Genomic DNA, 16827 nt, shown 5'->3' with positions numbered 1-16827 from the left:
CCAATCCACAGCACAAACAAAAAAGCCCTGATCTTTCGATCAGGGCTTTTTCATGTCCGGCATTCAGAGCAAGTTACAGGCCGTTGGCCTTCTTGAACTCGCGACGACGACGGTGCAGCACCGGCTCGGTGTAGCCGTTCGGCTGTTTGGTGCCTTCGATCACCAGTTCGACCGCCGCCTGGAAGGCGATGTTGCTGTCGAAGTTCGGTGCCAGCGGACGGTACAGCGGGTCGTTGGCGTTCTGACGATCCACCACCGGCGCCATGCGCTTGAGGCTTTCCATCACTTGCGCTTCGGTGACGACACCGTGGCGCAGCCAGTTGGCGATGTGCTGGCTGGAGATACGCAGCGTGGCACGGTCTTCCATCAGGCCGACGTCATTGATGTCCGGCACTTTCGAGCAGCCCACACCCTGGTCGATCCAGCGCACCACATAACCAAGAATGCCCTGGGCATTGTTGTCCAGTTCGTTCTTGATCTGCTCCGGAGTCCAGTTCGGATTGACCGCCAGCGGAATGGTCAGGATGTCGTCCACCGAGGCGCGAGTACGTTTGGCCAGTTCGGCCTGACGGGCGAACACGTCGACCTTGTGGTAGTGCAGCGCGTGCAGCGCAGCAGCAGTCGGCGACGGCACCCAAGCGGTGTTGGCACCGGCCAACGGGTGCGCGATTTTCTGCTCAAGCATCGCGGCCATCAGGTCGGGCATCGCCCACATGCCTTTACCGATTTGCGCGCGACCTTGCAGGCCGGTGCTCAGACCGATATCGACGTTCCAGTTTTCGTAGGCGCCGATCCATTTCTCAGCCTTCATGTCAGCCTTGCGCACAACCGGGCCGGCTTCCATGGAGGTGTGGATTTCGTCGCCGGTACGGTCGAGGAAACCAGTGTTGATGAACACCACGCGCTCGCTGGCGGCCTTGATGCAGGCCTTGAGGTTGACCGTGGTGCGGCGCTCCTCGTCCATGATCCCGACTTTCAGGGTGTTGCGCGTAAGGCCCAACACGTCTTCGATGCGGCCGAACAGCTCGTTGGTGAACGCTGCTTCTTTCGGGCCGTGCATCTTCGGTTTAACGATGTAGACCGAGCCGGTGCGGGTGTTACGACGCGAGGTATTACCGTTGAGGTTGTGCATCGCCGCCAGGCAAGTGACCAGACCGTCAAGGATGCCTTCCGGCACTTCGTTGCCTTGACTGTCGAGGATCGCGTCGATGGTCATCAAGTGGCCAACGTTGCGCACGAACAACAGCGAACGACCGTGCAACGTCACTTCACCGCCATTTGGCGCGGTGTAGGTGCGATCCGGGTTCATGGTGCGGGTGAAGGTCTGGCCGCCCTTGGAAACGGATTCCGACAGATCGCCCTTCATCAGGCCGAGCCAGTTGCGGTAGATCACCACTTTGTCGTCGGCATCGACGGCAGCCACGGAGTCTTCGCAGTCCATGATGGTGGTCAGAGCCGCTTCCATCAGGATGTCTTTGACGCCGGCCGGGTCGGTCTGGCCAACCGGGGTGCTGGCGTCGACCTGGATTTCGAAGTGCAGACCGTTGTGTTTCAGCAGAATGGCGATTGGCGCGTTGGCGTCGCCCTGGAAACCGATCAGTTGTGCATCGTCGCGCAGGCCGGTGTTGCTGCCGCCCTTGAGGGTGACCAGCAGTTTGCCGTCAGCGATTTTGTAGGCGGTCGAATCGACGTGGGAGCCAGCAGCCAATGGTGCGGCTTCGTCGAGGAAGGCACGGGCGAAGGCGATGACTTTGTCGCCCCGCACCTTGTTGTAGCCTTTGCCTTTTTCCGCGCCACCGTCTTCGCTGATCGCGTCGGTGCCGTAGAGGGCGTCATACAGCGAACCCCAGCGGGCGTTCGAGGCATTGAGAGCGAAGCGGGCGTTCATCACCGGCACCACGAGTTGCGGGCCGGCGGTACGGGCGATTTCATCATCGACATTTTGCGTCGTTGCCTGGAAATCAGCCGCTTCTGGCAGCAGATAACCGATTTCTTGCAGGAAGGCTTTATAGGCCACGGCGTCGTGCGCCTGACCGTTGCGTTCCTGGTGCCAGGCATCAATGCGAGCCTGGAAGTCATCGCGTTTGGCGAGTAGGGCTTTGTTCTTCGGCGCCAGGTCATGAATGACCTTGTCGGCACCTTCCCAGAATTTTTCGGCGGTGAGGCCGGTACCGGGAATGGCTTCGTTGTTCACGAAGTCGAACAGGACTTTGGCGACCTGCAGGCCACCGACTTGAACGTGTTCAGTCATTGCTTGCCTCACTCTGCTCAGCTATTTCGCTTTTCAGCTCTTCAATTTGACAATGAAGCCTCTGGCCATTTAAACCACAAACCTGCCGACCAGTACATGCCATTGCTGGCGGCTGGGCTGGGACCAATCAACGGCTTGGGGCCTTGCTGACGGGGCTTTCAGGGTTGCGAACAGGCTTTGGGCAGACATCGATCCAGCGTTATGTAGTGCGCGCTGCGGCATACTACATGATGAGTTGCGCTTGTGAAAATCAGACTAATTACGTCGTTCTGCGACCTCATGTCGCATTGCGGTCACATCGCGGAACGGGATGTTCTCAAAAAACAGATGGATTGTTCCAGCTAAATATAAAAAGTTGTACACATAAATAGTAATTGGCTGCTATGGCACCGGTTTTTGTGGGAGCGAGCTTGCTCGCGAAAGCGTCGGTCGCCTCAACGCAAAATCGACCCTTGCCTATACTTCCCCCTTCTATAACAAAAGTCATGACAAGAGGGCTGCGCCATGGACCATCTCGTACTCACCGTATTCGCCCCGGACAAGCCCGGGCAGGTCGAGCGCATCGCCCAATGCATTGCCGAACACGGCGGTAACTGGCTGGAAAGCCGCATGTCGCGGATGGCCGGGCAGTTCGCCGGGATTCTTCGGGTGGGGGTGCCGGCAGAGGCTTACGACGAATTAGTCGATGCCTTACAAGCATTGTCGACGCACGGCATTCGCGTGCTGATCGCCGAGAGCGGTATCGAACAATCCTGTACCTGGAAACCGATCGCCATGGAACTGGTGGGCAATGACCGGCCCGGCATTGTTCGCGACATCACCCGGCTGTTGAGCGAGCAGGGCGTCAACCTTGAGCGGCTGGTGACTGAAGTGCGTCCGGCACCGATGAGCAGCGAACCGCTGTTCCACGCCGAAGCGATTCTCGCGGTACCGCTAACCCTGTCGCTGGATGTATTGCAGTCGCGGCTGGAAACCCTGGCCGATGATCTGATGGTCGAACTGGTGTTACGCACAGACAGTTAAGCGCTGACCGGGTTATCCAGTTTTAACGTGCACCTGCCTGTGGATAACCTGTAGAGACCGGGCGCAGCGCCAAGCCGGCCGGGGCTTGCGCGGAACTGATCAAAAAACCGCCAACATTCAGTGACTTGCACACAAACGGCGGGGATCACGTTGTGGATAACCTTGGGAAGAAACGATGCAGGCCACGAGAACCATGGCCTGTGAGGGTTTGTACGTTTTTTGATCAGTTGCGCCGGCGTAAACTGATCACCGCGTCGACGCTGTAAACGGCCAGGCCGGCCCAGATGAAGATAAACGCCACCAGTGTGCTGGACGATAGATGCTCACCGAACAGCAGCACGGCTTGCAGCAGCACCAAAGTCGGCGCCAGGTATTGCAGGAAGCCGATGGTGGTGTAGGGCAAGTGACGCGTGGCAGCGTTGAAACACACCAGCGGCACCAGTGTCACCGGGCCGGCCGCTACCAGCCACCAGGCTTGCGAGGTGGTCCAGAACTCCGGTTGGGCGCTGGTCGCGGTCTGATTGAACAGCAGCCAGGCAATCGCGATCGGTACCAGCATCCAGGTTTCCACCACCAGTCCCGGCAACGCCTTGACCGGCGCCTGTTTGCGGATCAGACCGTAGAAGCCGAACGTCAACGCCAGCACCAGCGATACCCACGGCAGACTGCCGACCTGCCATACCTGCTGCGCCACACCAACCGCCGCCAGGCCGACCGCGAGCCACTGCATCCGCCGCAAGCGTTCACCGAGAATCAACATCCCCAGCAGCACGTTTACCAATGGGTTGATGTAGTAGCCGAGGCTCGCTTCGAGCATGCGCCCGTTATTCACCGACCACACGTAGGTCAGCCAGTTGGCCGCGATCAACGTGCCGCTCAGGGCCAGAATCGCCAGGCGTTTAGGGTTGTCGAGCAGTTCGCGCAACCAGCCCGGGTGTTTCCACACCATCAGCAACAACGCACCAAACAGCGCCGACCACAACACTCGATGGATGATGATTTCAACGGCCGGCACTTCGGCGATGGCTTTGAAGTAGATCGGGAACAGGCCCCAGATGATGTAGGCGCTCAGGCCCAGAATGTACCCGCGACGCGGGTTGGCGGCTTGCATGCAGAATCCTTGCTTAGGCAGCTAACAAAGGAGGGATTGTAAGGAGATTTGTCTACGAATGCCGTAGCGCAATGGTCGGGAAATTGTGAACACCGGACAATTGTGGGAGTGAGCCTGCTCGCGAAGGCGTCGTTTCAGTCGACATCACTGTTGAATGTCAGTCCGTATTCGCGAGCAGGCTCGCTCCCACAAGGATATTGGTGGATCAGAAGAGTTTCAGTGGCTCTTCATTCAGCGCGGACAGTTGCTCACGCAACGCCAGCACCTGATCACCCCAATAACGCTCGGTGCCAAACCACGGAAAGCTGTGCGGGAACGCCGGGTCATCCCAGCGCCGCGCCAGCCAGGCGCTGTAGTGCATCAGGCGCAAGGCGCGCAGCGGTTCGATCAGCGCCAGTTCGCGCGGATCGAAGTCGTGAAACTCGTTATAGCCGTCCATCAATTCCGACAGTTGTCCGAGGCATTCCTGACGATCACCGGCGAGCATCATCCAGATGTCCTGCACCGCCGGGCCCATGCGGCAGTCGTCGAGGTCGACGATGTGGAACATCTCGTCGCGGCACATCATGTTGCCGGGGTGGCAGTCGCCGTGCATGCGGATGTTCTGGTGCGGCGTGTTGGCGTAGGCATCTTCCACGCGTTTGAGCAGGTCGCGGGCGACAGACTCGTAGGCTGGCAGCAGGCTTTTCGGAATGAAGTTGCCTTCGAGCAAGGTGCTCAGCGAAGCGTGGCCGAAGTTCTGCACGGCGAGGGCTTCACGGTGCTCGAACGGCTTGGTCGCGCCGACCGCGTGGATGCGCCCGAGCAACTGGCCGAGGCGATACAACTGATCAAGGTTGCCCGGCTCCGGCGCACGACCGCCGCGACGCGGGAACAGAGTGAAGCGAAAACCGGCATGTTCGTGCAGGGTTTCGCCGTTGTGGATCAGCGGCGCCACCACGGGGATTTCGACGTCGGCCAGTTCGAAGGTGAACTTGTGTTCTTCGAGAATGGCTTCGTTGGTCCAGCGCTGCGGGCGATAGAACTTGGCGATCAGCGGCTCGGAGTCTTCGATGCCGACCTGATAGACGCGGTTTTCGTAGCTGTTGAGCGCCAGAATGCGCGCATCACTGAGAAAGCCGATGCTTTCAACGGCATCGAGCACGAGGTCGGGGGTAAGGGTTTCAAACGGGTGGGCCATGCTGACTCCTGCGCGCAGCAGGCTGCCGCGTCCGGCCCAGCATGGTAGCGCAGATGGCAGCGGGGAGGTGGTTAGTGTCTTCGCTGAAGCCATCGCGAGCAGGCTCACTCCTACAGGGGAACGAACGCATTCCAAATGTAGGAGTGAGCCTGCTCGCGATGAGGGCCTGTCAGGCGCCGACGATTCCACCATCCTCGCGAGTGATCGCCATCACCGAAGACCGCGGCTTGCCATTCGGCAGATGCTCGGGGAAGGTCGAACCGCCGTTCTCCCCCGGATGCTGAATCCCGACAAACAACGTCTTCTGATCCGGCGAGAAGCTGATTCCCGTCACCTCACAACCAATCGGCCCGACCATGAATCGGCGAATCTCACCGGTCTTCGGATCGGCGCAAAGCATCTGGTTATTGCCCATCCCGGCAAAGTCGCCGGTGTTGCTCGAATCACCGTCGGTGAGAATCCACAAGCGTCCGGCCTTGTCGAAACCCAGGCCATCCGGGCTGTTGAACATGTTCTGCGGGGTGATGTTCTTCGAGCCACCCTTCGGCGTCCCGGCATGCACGCCCGGATTACCGGCGACTACAAACAGGTCCCAGGCAAACGTCTTCGAGGCGTGATCGTCACGGTCGGTGCGCCAGCGCAGAATCTGCCCGTAGACGTTTTTCTCGCGCGGGTTCGGCCCGCCCACCGGCTGCCCGTCTTCGCCGCGCTTGGCGTTGTTGGTCAGGGTGCAATAGACCTGACCGTCCTTCGGACTGACGACGATCCACTCCGGACGGTCCATGCGCGTCGCGCCAACCACGCTGGCGGCGAGGCGCGCGTGGATCAGCACTTCGGCCTGATCGGCGAAACCGCTGCTGGCGTCGATGCCGTTTTTGCCGTGGGTCAGCTCGATCCACTGGCCCTGGCCTTTCGGGTGGTCGGGGTTGCTGTCGCCATTATCGAACTTGGCCACGTACAGGGTGCCGTGATCGAGGATGTCGCGGTTGGCCTTGGCGTTGCGATGGTTGATGCGGTCGCGGCTGACGAATTTATAGATGAACTCGCCACGCTCGTCGTCGCCCATGTACACCACGGCGCGACCGTCGTCGGTCTCGGCCAGTGCGGCGTTTTCATGCTTGAAGCGGCCCAGTGCGGTGCGTTTGACCGGGGTCGATTGCGGATCGAACGGATCGATCTCGACCACCCAGCCGTGTCGGTTGAGTTCGTTGGGGTTCTTGGCCATGTCGAAGCGCGGGTCGTACGGGTGCCAGTTGATCTCGCGGCTGGCGACCGAGACACCGTAACGCTTCTGCGCCGGGTCGAACTGTTGCTGGGCATTGCTGCTGCCGAAACAGTCGGTGAAGTTTTCTTCGCAGGTCAGGTAAGTACCCCACGGCGTTTTGCCGTTGGCGCAGTTCTGGAAGGTGCCGAGGACTTTCTTGCCGTGTTTGTCGGCCGCCGTTTTCATCAAGTCGTGACCGGCAGCCGGGCCGCTGATGCGCAGCGGTGAGTTGCCGTGAATGCGGCGGTTGTAGCGCGAACCCTGAACGAACTGCCATTGACCGTTCTTGCGTTGCACTTCAATCACCGAGACGCCTTCGCAGGCCAGCGCCTTGCGCACGTCTTCGGCCGATTGCGGCATGCCGCCGTGCGGATAGAGGTAGCGGTAGTTGGTGTATTCGTTGTTGATCGCCATCAGCGCGCGATTGCGGTCGTCGGGGAAGGCGAACAGGCTCATGCCGTCGTTGTTGTCGCCGAATTGCACTTCCTGTGCGGCAGCGGTGCCGTTGCCACTCGGGTCGAAGGCCGGGCCGTTCTTTTGCAGGGGCTGGCCCCAACTGATCAGCACCGAAGACTTGTAGCCTTTGGGCAGTCTGATGACGTCGGTGGTTGCCGCCGGAATACTCTCGAAACCGAGCAGACGGCTGTTGCCGGCACTGACGCCAGTGGCCAGCGCGCTGCGGCTCAACAGGCTGCCGCCGAGGAACATCGCCGCGCCGCACAGCGCGCCGGCGCCGATGAAACCGCGACGGCTGAGGCCGACCATTTTTTCCAGGTCAGTGGATTGGTTTTCTTCTAATAGGCTCACATCAGGCTCCCTGCTTGGTTTTGGCAGCCACCTTAATGAGCGTCGATGACGCTTTCGTTGCAGCGCCTGATTACAGCGGCGTGCCGAGCAGCACGTTGGACGGCGAAAACTGCACCTGCACTGGTTGTGCGATGCCCAACCCGCGAGTGCGCAGGTCCAACGGTTCCGCCAGGGCACAGAGGATATGGCCGTTGGGCAGGGCAATGCGCACTTCGCTCGGGCCATCCTCGGCGTCGAGGATCGCTTCGATGGTGCCGTTGAGAAGATTGTGACCAAACGTTGCAGGCTGCTCATTGCTGAGCAATTCCAGCCAGCCGGCCTTGATCAGGGCCACCACTTCGGTGCCGGCTTGCAGCTCCAGGTGCACGGTGCTGTCGTGGGTGATCTGCGCGTCGAGGCACAGGCCTTCGGCCAGTTCGAGGCGGATCAGGTCATTGCGGCCCTGCGCTTCGATCGCCACGACCTTGCCGTGCAACTGATTGCGCGCGCTGGTTCTGAGCATCAAACGACCGAGCAGATCCAGATCACTGGCGTCTTCCGCTGCCTCCAGCACCTGGGCCTGCAAGGCCTGCAGTTTTTGGTACAGGCGCAAAACGCGCTCGCCTTCGCTGGAGAGTTTCGCACCGCCGCCACCCTTACCACCGACGGCGCGCTCGACCAGCGGTTTCTGCGCGAGGTTGTTCAGCTCATCGATGGCGTCCCATGCCGCTTTGTAGCTCAGGCCAGCACTTTTCGCCGCGCGGGTGATCGAGCCCTGTTCGGCGATATGTTGCAGCAGGGCGATGCGCTGCGGACGGCGGACGATGTGCTGGGAGAGCAGGGAAGGCATGGACATGAATGGGTGCTTTTTTGCTGTGGCGGTGGAGGAGGAAGTTGGCCGCTCGCAACGCGAGAGTCAAGCTTGACGCAGAACCCTGTGGGAGCGAGCTTGCTCGCGAAAGCGGCTTGTCAGTCAACATTGATTTTGAATGTGCTGGCCCCTTCGCGAGCAAGCTCGCTCCCACATGAACATTGCGTTGGCTTCAGTTTCCGGGTTTTGGCGTGCGGGCCAGGCAATAGACATCAACCCGCGCAGCGCCTGCGTTCATCAGCAACCGGGCGAGAGCCTGTGCGGTCGCGCCAGTGGTCAATACGTCGTCAACCAGCGCGAGATGTCGGTCTTTTATGCGCGCATCCGGCATGAGGCTGAAGGCATTGCGCAGATTATGTTTACGCGCCTTGGCGTCGAGATCCTGCTGGGCACCGGTATCCTTGATTCGCCGCAGAACCCGTTCTTCGCACGGCAGATCCAGTGACTGACTCAACCACCGCGCCAGCATCGCAGCCTGGTTGAACCCGCGTTGACGCAGACGTTTGTTCGCCAGCGGCACCGGCAACAACACATCAGGCCTCGGCAACCCCTCATCGAAGCGATGTTGCAGGTATTGCCCGAGAACGTCGGCGAGCAGGTGACCAAACGGCCATTTTGCGTTGTGTTTAAAACGCGTAATCAAACTGTCGACCGGGAAGCCGTAGCGCCACGGCACCACCACCTGTTCGAACGCCGGCGGCTCTAGCAGGCACTCGCCACAGGTCAGGCCGGCGGCGAAGAGTGGCAAGGCGCAGGTCTGGCAGTGGTCGCCGAGCCAGGGCAAATCCGTTTCGCAGGCCACGCAGATTGGCATTTCTGCTTCTGCCGGCTCATCGCAAAGTAAGCAGGTCTGTGCATTATTTAAACAGATGTAAACCTGTCCTTCGTATCGTGGTTGACAGCGCATGACTCTTCCTTAAATATGCCGAACATCCGTGTCGCGCCTGTGGGTATTCCGTTCCCGCAGCCGCCAGCCAAGCATAACCAAGGAACTACCCATGAGCGCGAGCACCACCGCCACCCTGCGTCACGACTGGTCTCTGGCCGAAGTCAAAGCACTCTTCGTACAGCCATTCAACGACTTGCTGTTCCAGGCGCAAACGGTGCACCGCGCACATTTCAACGCCAACCGCGTTCAGGTGTCGACACTGCTGTCGATCAAGACCGGCGCCTGCCCGGAAGACTGCAAGTACTGCCCGCAGTCCGGTCACTACAACACCGGCCTGGAAAAAGAAAAGCTGATGGAAGTGCAGAAGGTCCTCGAAGAGGCTGCACGCGCCAAGGCTATCGGTTCGACACGTTTCTGCATGGGCGCGGCGTGGAAACATCCGTCGGCGAAAGACATGCCGTACGTGCTGAAAATGGTCGAAGGCGTGAAGGCCATGGGCCTGGAAACCTGCATGACTCTTGGCCGTCTCGACCAGGATCAGACCGAAGCACTGGCCAAGGCCGGGCTCGATTACTACAACCACAACCTCGACACGTCGCCGGAGTTCTACGGCAGCATCATCACCACCCGTACTTACAGCGAACGTCTGCAAACGCTGGCCTATGTGCGTGAATCGGGGATGAAGATCTGCTCCGGCGGCATTCTCGGCATGGGCGAGTCGCTGGATGACCGCGCCAATCTGCTGATCCAGTTGGCCAACCTGCCGGAGCATCCGGAATCGGTGCCGATCAACATGTTGGTGAAGGTTGCCGGCACCCCGCTGGAAAACGCCGAAGACGTCGATCCGTTCGACTTCATCCGCATGCTCGCCGTGGCCCGCATCCTCATGCCGCAATCCCACGTGCGCCTGTCCGCCGGCCGCGAAGCGATGAACGAGCAGATGCAGGCCCTGGCCTTCTTCGCCGGCGCCAACTCGATTTTCTACGGCGACAAACTGCTGACCACCGCCAACCCGCAGGCGGACAAGGACATGCAGTTGTTCGCGCGTCTGGGCATTCAGCCGGAAGCTCGTGAAGAACATTCCGATGAGGTTCACCAGGCGGCAATCGAACAGGCGCTGGTGGAGCAGAAGAGCAGCGAGCAGTTCTACAACGCCGCGGTTTAAAGCTGCGCGGATTCCTCTGAAGGAATGCAAAACCCCTTGTGGGAGCGAGCCTGCTCGCGAAAGCGGTGCCTCAGTCGACATTGGTGTTGGATGTGAAGGCCTATTCGCGAGCAGGCTCGCTCCCACAAGGGATCTGTGTCACTTGAAAGTCGAGGCCTGCATGTCTTTCGATCTCGCCGCACGCCTTGCTGCCCGTCGTGCCGAAAATCTCTATCGCCAGCGACCGCTGCTTGAGTCCCCGCAGGGGCCTGAAGTGGTGGTCGACGGCAAACCGTTGCTCGCGTTCTGCAACAACGATTACCTGGGCTTGGCCAATCATCCGCAAGTGATCGAAGCCTGGCGCGCCGGTGCTGAACGCTGGGGCGTCGGTGGCGGTGCCTCGCATCTGGTGATTGGCCACAGCGGCCCGCACCACGCTCTGGAAGAAGCGCTGGCCGATCTCACCGGTCGACCGCGTGCGCTGCTGTTCACCACCGGCTACATGGCCAACCTTGGCGCCGTTACGGCGCTGGTCGGGCAGGGCGATACGGTGCTGGAAGATCGCCTCAATCACGCTTCGCTGCTGGACGCGGGTCTGTTGTCCGGCGCGCGTTTCAATCGTTATCTGCACAACGACGCGGTGAGCCTGGCCAAGCGTCTTGAGAAAGCCAGCGGCAATACGCTGGTGGTCACTGACGGTGTGTTCAGCATGGACGGCGACCTCGCTGACCTGCCGGCATTGGCTCGTGAAGCCAAGGCCAAAGGCGCGTGGCTGATGGTCGATGACGCTCACGGTTTTGGGCCGCTCGGTGCGAACGGTGGCGGCATCGTCGAGCATTTCGGTTTGAGTCAGGAGGACGTGCCGGTACTGGTCGGCACCCTCGGTAAAGCCTTCGGCACCGCTGGCGCCTTCGTCGCGGGCAGCGAAGAGCTGATCGAAAGCCTGATCCAGTTCGCCCGTCCGTACATCTACACCACCAGCCAGCCACCAGCGCTGGCCTGCGCGACCCTGAAAAGTCTGGAGCTGCTGCGCACTGAACACTGGCGCCGTGAGCATCTGCAGACTTTGATCCGCCAGTTCCGCCAGGGCGCCGAGCAGATCGGTCTGGAGCTGATGGACAGCTTCACGCCGATCCAGCCGATCATGATTGGCGATGCCGGGCGCGCGGTACGTCTTTCGCTGATGTTGCGCGAGCGTGGGCTGATGGTCACCGCCATCCGCCCTCCGACCGTGCCCGCCGGCAGCGCGCGGTTGCGCGTGACCCTGACCGCCGCCCACAGCGAAGCGCAGGTGCAGCTATTGTTAGAGGGACTGGCCGATTGCTTTGCCCAACTGTCGTCGGAGCCAAGCCATGCGTAATCGCCTGATTCTGTTGCCCGGCTGGGGCCTCGGTGTGTCGCCGATGGAGCCTCTGGCCGCCGCTTTGCAAGGGCTCGACGAGCATCTGAAAGTGGAAATCGAGCCGCTGCCGGAGCTGGATTCCAGTGACCTGCAAGACTGGCTCGATGAACTCGATGAACGCATTCCACAAGACGTCTGGCTCGGTGGCTGGTCGCTGGGCGGCATGCTCGCGACCGAACTGGCGGCGCGCCGTGGCGAGCGTTGCTGCGGATTGCTGACGCTGGCGAGCAATCCTTCCTTCGTTGCCCATGAACAGTGGCCGACCGCGATGCCGGGCGAGACCTTCGATGCATTTCTCGCCGGTTGCCAGGCCGATCCCCGGCTGACCCTCAAACGCTTTTCGCTGCTCTGTGCTCAAGGTGCACAAGATGCGCGCGGCTTGTCGCGGTTGATGCTCGGCGGCGCACCGCACACGGCGCCGTCGGCGTTGATGGCGGGCCTGGAATTGCTCGCGCAACTGGACACCCGCGAAGCACTGCAAGCATTTCGCGGCCCGCAATTTCATCTGTTCGCCGGACAGGACGCTCTCGTTCCGGCGGAAGCGGCGGGGGCGTTGTTCGTCCTGTTGCCGGATATCGAAATCGGTCTGATCGAACAGGCCAGCCATGCCTTTCTTCTGGAAGACCCCCACGGACTGGCGGGCGCTATCCAGGCTTTTCTACATGAGTGCGGTGATGACTGATTTGTCTCTTGTGCTGCCCGGCGGCTTGCCTGACAAACGTCAGGTCGCGGCCTCTTTTTCCCGCGCTGCGGCCAGTTACGACAGCGTCGCCGAGTTGCAACGTGATGTTGGTACACAATTGCTTCAACGCTTGCCGGCGGATTTTTCACCGTCGCGCTGGCTGGATCTGGGCTGTGGCACCGGTTATTTCACCCGGGCACTGGCCGCGCATTTTGCCGAGGGCCATGGTCTGGCGCTGGACATTGCCGAGGGCATGCTCGATCACGCGCGGCCGTTGGGCGGCGCTGATTACTTCATTGCTGGCGATGCGGAGCGTCTGCCGTTGCAGGACTCGACTTGCGACTTGATTTTTTCCAGCCTGGCGGTGCAATGGTGCGCGGATTTCGATGCGGTGCTCAGCGAAGCCTTTCGCGTACTGAAACCGGGTGGGATTTTTGCGTTTGCTAGTCTTTGTGTAGGGACGTTGTTCGAGTTGCGCGACAGCTGGCGGCAGGTCGACGGGATGGTGCACGTCAACCGCTTCCGCGAGTTCACCCGTTATGAGCAACTGTGTACGGCCAGTGGCTTGCGTACGTTGAGCCTGGATAATCAGCCTCACGTGCTGCATTACCCCGATGTGCGCAGCCTGACCCATGAATTGAAGGCCTTGGGTGCGCACAATCTGAATCCCGGACGGCCCGGTGGTTTGACCGGGCGGGCGCGAATTCTCGGGCTGGTGGAAGCTTACGAGCAGTTCCGTGAAACGTCGGGATTGCCGGCGACTTATCAGGTGGTCTACGCCGTGTTGGAGAAACCCGTATGAGCGCAGCCTATTTCATCACTGGAACGGACACTGACGTCGGCAAGACCACCGTGGCTGCCGGGTTGCTGCATGCGGCGCGATCAGCAGGCTTGAGTACCGCGGCGGGCAAACCGGTGGCCTCAGGGTGCGAAGTCACGCCGAAGGGGCTGCGCAATTCCGATGCATTGGCGCTGTTGGCCGAATGTTCGCTGCCGCTGACTTATCAACAGGTCAATCCCGTGGCGTTCGAGCCTGCGATCGCTCCACACCTGGCAGCGCGTGAGGCCGGAGTAGCGTTGACCGTGCAATCGTTGCTGGCGCCGATGCGCGAGATTCTGGCGATGAACGCCGATTTCACCTTGATCGAGGGCGCGGGTGGCTGGCGGGTGCCGTTGGCGGATCAGGACAATCTGTCAGATCTGGCGATTGCGTTGAAGCTGCCGGTGATTCTGGTGGTGGGTGTGCGGCTGGGGTGCATCAGTCATGCCTTGCTGACGGCCGAGGCGATTGCCCGTGATGGGCTGCAATTGGCCGGGTGGGTGGCGAATATCATCGATCCGAAGACTTCGCGGCTTGAGGAGAACCTCGCCACATTGGCCGAGCGAATTCCGGCGCCATGCCTTGGGCGCGTGCCGAAACTCAAGAGCTTGAGTGCCGAAGCGGTAGCGGATCATTTGCAACTGGATCTGCTCGACTAAGCTTTTCTCTATGGGCAGGCACTGTGCCATTAGTGTTTTTGACGGGTGTTTTTCTGGCGCCTCTGGTTCAATGGCGCCATTGATCCTTCCCAAGGATGAGAACTGTTATGGAAATCTCCGGTAACACAGCTTTTTATGCAGGTCTGAGCTCGATTCAGAGCGGGCAGAACCGCGTTGATCAGGCCGCCAGCCAGATTGCCAACAACACCATTGAGCGTTCGGTCACCAGCCAGTCTTCGGAAGCGCAGGTCGATCGTCTGCGTGGCGTTGATCGCAGCCAGCAAATGGACCTGGGCAGCGACATGGTGCAAATGGCCCAAGGCAAGTTTCAAGTGGAGCTGGGCGTAAAAGTCGCCAAAGCTTCCGACGAAATGCTCGGTACGATCATCGACACCTTTGCCTGATTTTTCGCCATCTACACCCTGAACGCCGCGCTTTGTCGCGGCGTTTTTCGTTGTAAGTCCTTCTCCCTCAACTAATCTTTTTTCAGCACCCGTGACTCGATCGAGCGCATGGCGGTTTGCTGTGTCCGGCGTTTGAAAGATGCGATGACGAACGGCAAAAGATCGACGCTTGACAAGATTTCGGCGTAAACGTATGTTTCAAACAACTGTTTGACCGTCACAACAAATCAACACGGTCGTTCATTCCCGGTTACATCAGCAGAGGTTTATCGCTATGCCTGACTACAAGGCCCCCTTGCGTGATATTCGCTTCGTTCGTGACGAACTGCTCGGCTACGAAGCGCACTATCAGAGCCTTCCGGCTTGCGCAGACGCAACTCCAGACATGGTTGACGCCATTCTCGAAGAAGGCGCCAAGTTTTGTGAGCAGGTACTGGCGCCGCTGAACCGCGTGGGCGACCTCGAAGGTTGCACCTGGAGCGAGTCCGGCGTGAAAACCCCGACCGGCTTCAAAGAGGCTTACAAGCAATTCGTCGAAGGCGGCTGGCCAAGCCTGGCGCACGACGTTGAGCACGGCGGCCAAGGCTTGCCGGAGTCGCTGGGTCTGGCAGTGAGCGAGATGGTTGGCGAAGCCAACTGGTCGTGGGGCATGTACCCAGGCCTGTCGCACGGTGCGATGAACACCATCTCCGAGCACGGCACCCCTGAGCAGCAAGAAGCCTATCTGACCAAACTGGTTTCCGGCGAATGGACCGGCACCATGTGCCTGACCGAACCACACTGCGGCACCGACCTGGGCATGCTGCGCACCAAGGCCGAACCTCAGGCTGATGGCTCCTATAAAGTCTCCGGCACCAAGATCTTCATCTCGGCCGGTGAACACGACATGGCCGACAACATCGTCCACATCGTACTGGCCCGCCTGCCGGATGCACCGGCCGGCACCAAAGGCATCTCGCTGTTCATCGTTCCAAAGTTCATGCCCAATGCTGATGGCACCGTCGGTGCACGCAACGCAGTGAGTTGCGGTTCGCTGGAACACAAGATGGGCATCCACGGCAATGCCACTTGCGTGATGAACTTCGACGGCGCCACCGGTTACCTGATCGGCCCGGCGAACAAAGGCCTGAACTGCATGTTCACCTTTATGAACACCGCACGTCTGGGTACCGCGCTGCAAGGTCTGGCCCACGCCGAAATCGGTTTCCAGGGCGGTCTGAAATACGCTCGCGACCGTCTGCAAATGCGCTCCCTGACTGGCCCGAAAGCGCCGGACAAAGCCGCTGACCCGATCATCGTGCACCCTGACGTACGCCGCATGCTGTTGACCATGAAGGCTTTCGCCGAAGGCAACCGTGCGATGGTGTACTTCACCGCCAAACAGGTCGACATCGTCAAATACGGCGTCGATGAAGAAGAGAAAAAGAAAGCCGACGCATTGCTGGCCTTCATGACCCCGATCGCCAAGGCGTTCATGACCGAAGTCGGTTTTGAGTCCGCCAACCACGGCGTACAGATCTACGGCGGCCACGGCTTCATCGCCGAGTGGGGCATGGAGCAGAACGTTCGCGACAGCCGCATTTCGATGCTGTACGAAGGCACCACCGGTATCCAGGCACTCGACCTGCTGGGCCGTAAAGTGCTGATGACGCAAGGCGAGGCTTTGAAGGGCTTCACCAAGATCGTCCACAAGTTCTGCCAGAACAACGAAGGCAACGAAGCCGTTGCAGAGTTCGTCGCACCGCTGGCCGCGATCAACAAGGAATGGGGCGAGCTGACCATGAAGGTCGGTATGGCTGCCATGAAAGATCGCGAAGAAGTCGGCGCGGCCTCCGTGGATTACCTGATGTACTCCGGTTATGCCTGCCTGGCTTACTTCTGGGCCGACATGGCGCGTGTAGCAGCCGAGAAGCTGGCAGAAGGCAGTGGCGACGCGGCGTTCTACACCGCCAAGCTGCAAACCGCGCGCTTCTACTTCCAGCGCATCCTGCCACGCACCCGTACCCACGTGGCCACCATGCTGTCGGGCGCCAACAACCTGATGGACATGAAAGAAGAAGACTTCGCACTGGGCTACTAAGCCTTAACGTGGTCTTTTGAAAAACCGCTGCTCCTTAGGGGGCGGCGGTTTTTTTTTGCGCTGGATTTACCCCCAACACTGGGGACGTTTCCCCAGCAGAAACGGTGAGCTGACAGCGCGCAGCCCCAGCGTTTATTGATTCAAAATGTTTCTCGGAAGGGGTGGCCAATTAATTGCACTGCGCAGATTAACCGGCGCTCACGAGAAATCCTGTCCTGTTTCACGACGCCTCTCGCCCGGCGAACTCATAACAACAACGTC

At 60.1% G+C, this 16827-nt stretch carries 14 protein-coding genes; 8 read left to right on the top strand and 6 right to left on the bottom strand.

Features of this window, described 5'->3' with window-relative positions:
- Positions 1-73: 73 nt before the first annotated feature.
- Positions 74-2251 (bottom strand): malate synthase G, encoded by a 2178-nt coding sequence (locus AB4O11_RS05880; protein ID WP_460130335.1) that lies wholly within the window; start codon positions 2249-2251, stop codon positions 74-76.
- Between the two features lie 504 nt (positions 2252-2755).
- On the opposite strand from AB4O11_RS05880, the gene AB4O11_RS05875 reads away from it, so the two are divergent.
- Complete coding sequence (locus AB4O11_RS05875; RefSeq protein WP_093429935.1) at positions 2756-3274, top strand: glycine cleavage system transcriptional repressor; 519 nt, start codon at positions 2756-2758, stop codon at positions 3272-3274.
- A gap of 223 nt (positions 3275-3497) precedes the next feature.
- Here the strand turns inward: AB4O11_RS05875 and rarD are convergent, their stop codons facing one another.
- From rarD to AB4O11_RS05850, 5 genes are all read right to left on the bottom strand, one after another.
- On the bottom strand, positions 3498-4385 hold the full coding sequence (rarD, locus tag AB4O11_RS05870) for an EamA family transporter RarD (RefSeq protein ID WP_460130334.1): 888 nt from the start codon (positions 4383-4385) through the stop codon (positions 3498-3500).
- 205 nt (positions 4386-4590) lie between these two features.
- The gene (locus tag AB4O11_RS05865) at positions 4591-5565 is read right to left on the bottom strand and encodes a serine/threonine protein kinase (protein ID WP_460130333.1); all 975 of its coding nucleotides are present in this window, start codon (positions 5563-5565) and stop codon (positions 4591-4593) included.
- A gap of 169 nt (positions 5566-5734) precedes the next feature.
- A complete protein-coding gene (locus AB4O11_RS05860) occupies positions 5735-7636 on the bottom strand; it encodes a PhoX family protein (protein WP_460130332.1) in 1902 nt (633 codons plus the stop codon).
- 70 nt (positions 7637-7706) lie between these two features.
- Complete coding sequence (locus AB4O11_RS05855; protein ID WP_099757351.1) at positions 7707-8471, bottom strand: TOBE domain-containing protein; 765 nt, start codon at positions 8469-8471, stop codon at positions 7707-7709.
- A gap of 187 nt (positions 8472-8658) precedes the next feature.
- Positions 8659-9393: a double zinc ribbon domain-containing protein gene (locus tag AB4O11_RS05850; RefSeq protein WP_460130331.1), complete on the bottom strand. Its 735-nt coding sequence runs from the start codon at positions 9391-9393 to the stop codon at positions 8659-8661.
- 91 nt (positions 9394-9484) lie between these two features.
- On the opposite strand from AB4O11_RS05850, the gene bioB reads away from it, so the two are divergent.
- The 7 genes from bioB (at position 9485) to AB4O11_RS05815 (ending at position 16566) form a co-directional block, all read left to right on the top strand.
- Complete coding sequence (gene bioB / locus AB4O11_RS05845) at positions 9485-10540, top strand: biotin synthase BioB (RefSeq protein WP_007910031.1); 1056 nt, start codon at positions 9485-9487, stop codon at positions 10538-10540.
- A gap of 160 nt (positions 10541-10700) precedes the next feature.
- Entirely contained in the window at positions 10701-11879 is a 1179-nt protein-coding gene (gene bioF / locus AB4O11_RS05840; protein WP_460130330.1) for an 8-amino-7-oxononanoate synthase, read from the top strand.
- The gene (locus AB4O11_RS05835) at positions 11872-12603 is read left to right on the top strand and encodes an alpha/beta fold hydrolase (protein ID WP_460089116.1); all 732 of its coding nucleotides are present in this window, start codon (positions 11872-11874) and stop codon (positions 12601-12603) included. Before bioF ends, AB4O11_RS05835 begins: the two co-directional genes overlap by 8 nt.
- On the top strand, positions 12596-13405 hold the full coding sequence (gene bioC, locus AB4O11_RS05830) for a malonyl-ACP O-methyltransferase BioC (protein WP_460130329.1): 810 nt from the start codon (positions 12596-12598) through the stop codon (positions 13403-13405). Before AB4O11_RS05835 ends, bioC begins: the two co-directional genes overlap by 8 nt.
- Complete coding sequence (gene bioD, locus AB4O11_RS05825) at positions 13402-14082, top strand: dethiobiotin synthase (RefSeq protein ID WP_095050294.1); 681 nt, start codon at positions 13402-13404, stop codon at positions 14080-14082. Before bioC ends, bioD begins: the two co-directional genes overlap by 4 nt.
- Before the next feature lie 107 nt (positions 14083-14189).
- The gene (locus AB4O11_RS05820) at positions 14190-14486 is read left to right on the top strand and encodes a pyrroloquinoline quinone biosynthesis protein PqqE (RefSeq protein WP_093429944.1); all 297 of its coding nucleotides are present in this window, start codon (positions 14190-14192) and stop codon (positions 14484-14486) included.
- Between the two features lie 274 nt (positions 14487-14760).
- Positions 14761-16566, top strand: coding sequence for a phenylacyl-CoA dehydrogenase (locus tag AB4O11_RS05815; RefSeq protein ID WP_175555483.1), 1806 nt, complete (start codon positions 14761-14763; stop codon positions 16564-16566).
- Positions 16567-16827 lie beyond the last annotated feature (261 nt).

The organism is Pseudomonas sp. H1_D05 (assembly GCF_054682705.1).
This window is presented reverse-complemented; position numbering and strand designations above follow the sequence as displayed.

Excerpts from the sequence above, each read along its gene's own strand:
- AB4O11_RS05880 (WP_460130335.1), bottom strand. The coding sequence starts at position 2,251 with ATGACTGAACACGTTCAAGTCGGTGGCCTGCAGGTCGCCAAAGTCCTG.
- AB4O11_RS05875 (WP_093429935.1), top strand. The coding sequence starts at position 2,756 with ATGGACCATCTCGTACTCACCGTATTCGCCCCGGACAAGCCCGGGCAG.
- rarD (WP_460130334.1), bottom strand. The coding sequence starts at position 4,385 with ATGCAAGCCGCCAACCCGCGTCGCGGGTACATTCTGGGCCTGAGCGCC.
- AB4O11_RS05865 (WP_460130333.1), bottom strand. The coding sequence starts at position 5,565 with ATGGCCCACCCGTTTGAAACCCTTACCCCCGACCTCGTGCTCGATGCC.
- AB4O11_RS05855 (WP_099757351.1), bottom strand. The coding sequence starts at position 8,471 with ATGTCCATGCCTTCCCTGCTCTCCCAGCACATCGTCCGCCGTCCGCAG.
- AB4O11_RS05850 (WP_460130331.1), bottom strand. The coding sequence starts at position 9,393 with ATGCGCTGTCAACCACGATACGAAGGACAGGTTTACATCTGTTTAAAT.
- bioB (WP_007910031.1), top strand. The coding sequence starts at position 9,485 with ATGAGCGCGAGCACCACCGCCACCCTGCGTCACGACTGGTCTCTGGCC.
- bioF (WP_460130330.1), top strand. The coding sequence starts at position 10,701 with ATGTCTTTCGATCTCGCCGCACGCCTTGCTGCCCGTCGTGCCGAAAAT.
- AB4O11_RS05835 (WP_460089116.1), top strand. The coding sequence starts at position 11,872 with ATGCGTAATCGCCTGATTCTGTTGCCCGGCTGGGGCCTCGGTGTGTCG.
- bioC (WP_460130329.1), top strand. The coding sequence starts at position 12,596 with ATGACTGATTTGTCTCTTGTGCTGCCCGGCGGCTTGCCTGACAAACGT.
- bioD (WP_095050294.1), top strand. The coding sequence starts at position 13,402 with ATGAGCGCAGCCTATTTCATCACTGGAACGGACACTGACGTCGGCAAG.
- AB4O11_RS05820 (WP_093429944.1), top strand. The coding sequence starts at position 14,190 with ATGGAAATCTCCGGTAACACAGCTTTTTATGCAGGTCTGAGCTCGATT.
- AB4O11_RS05815 (WP_175555483.1), top strand. The coding sequence starts at position 14,761 with ATGCCTGACTACAAGGCCCCCTTGCGTGATATTCGCTTCGTTCGTGAC.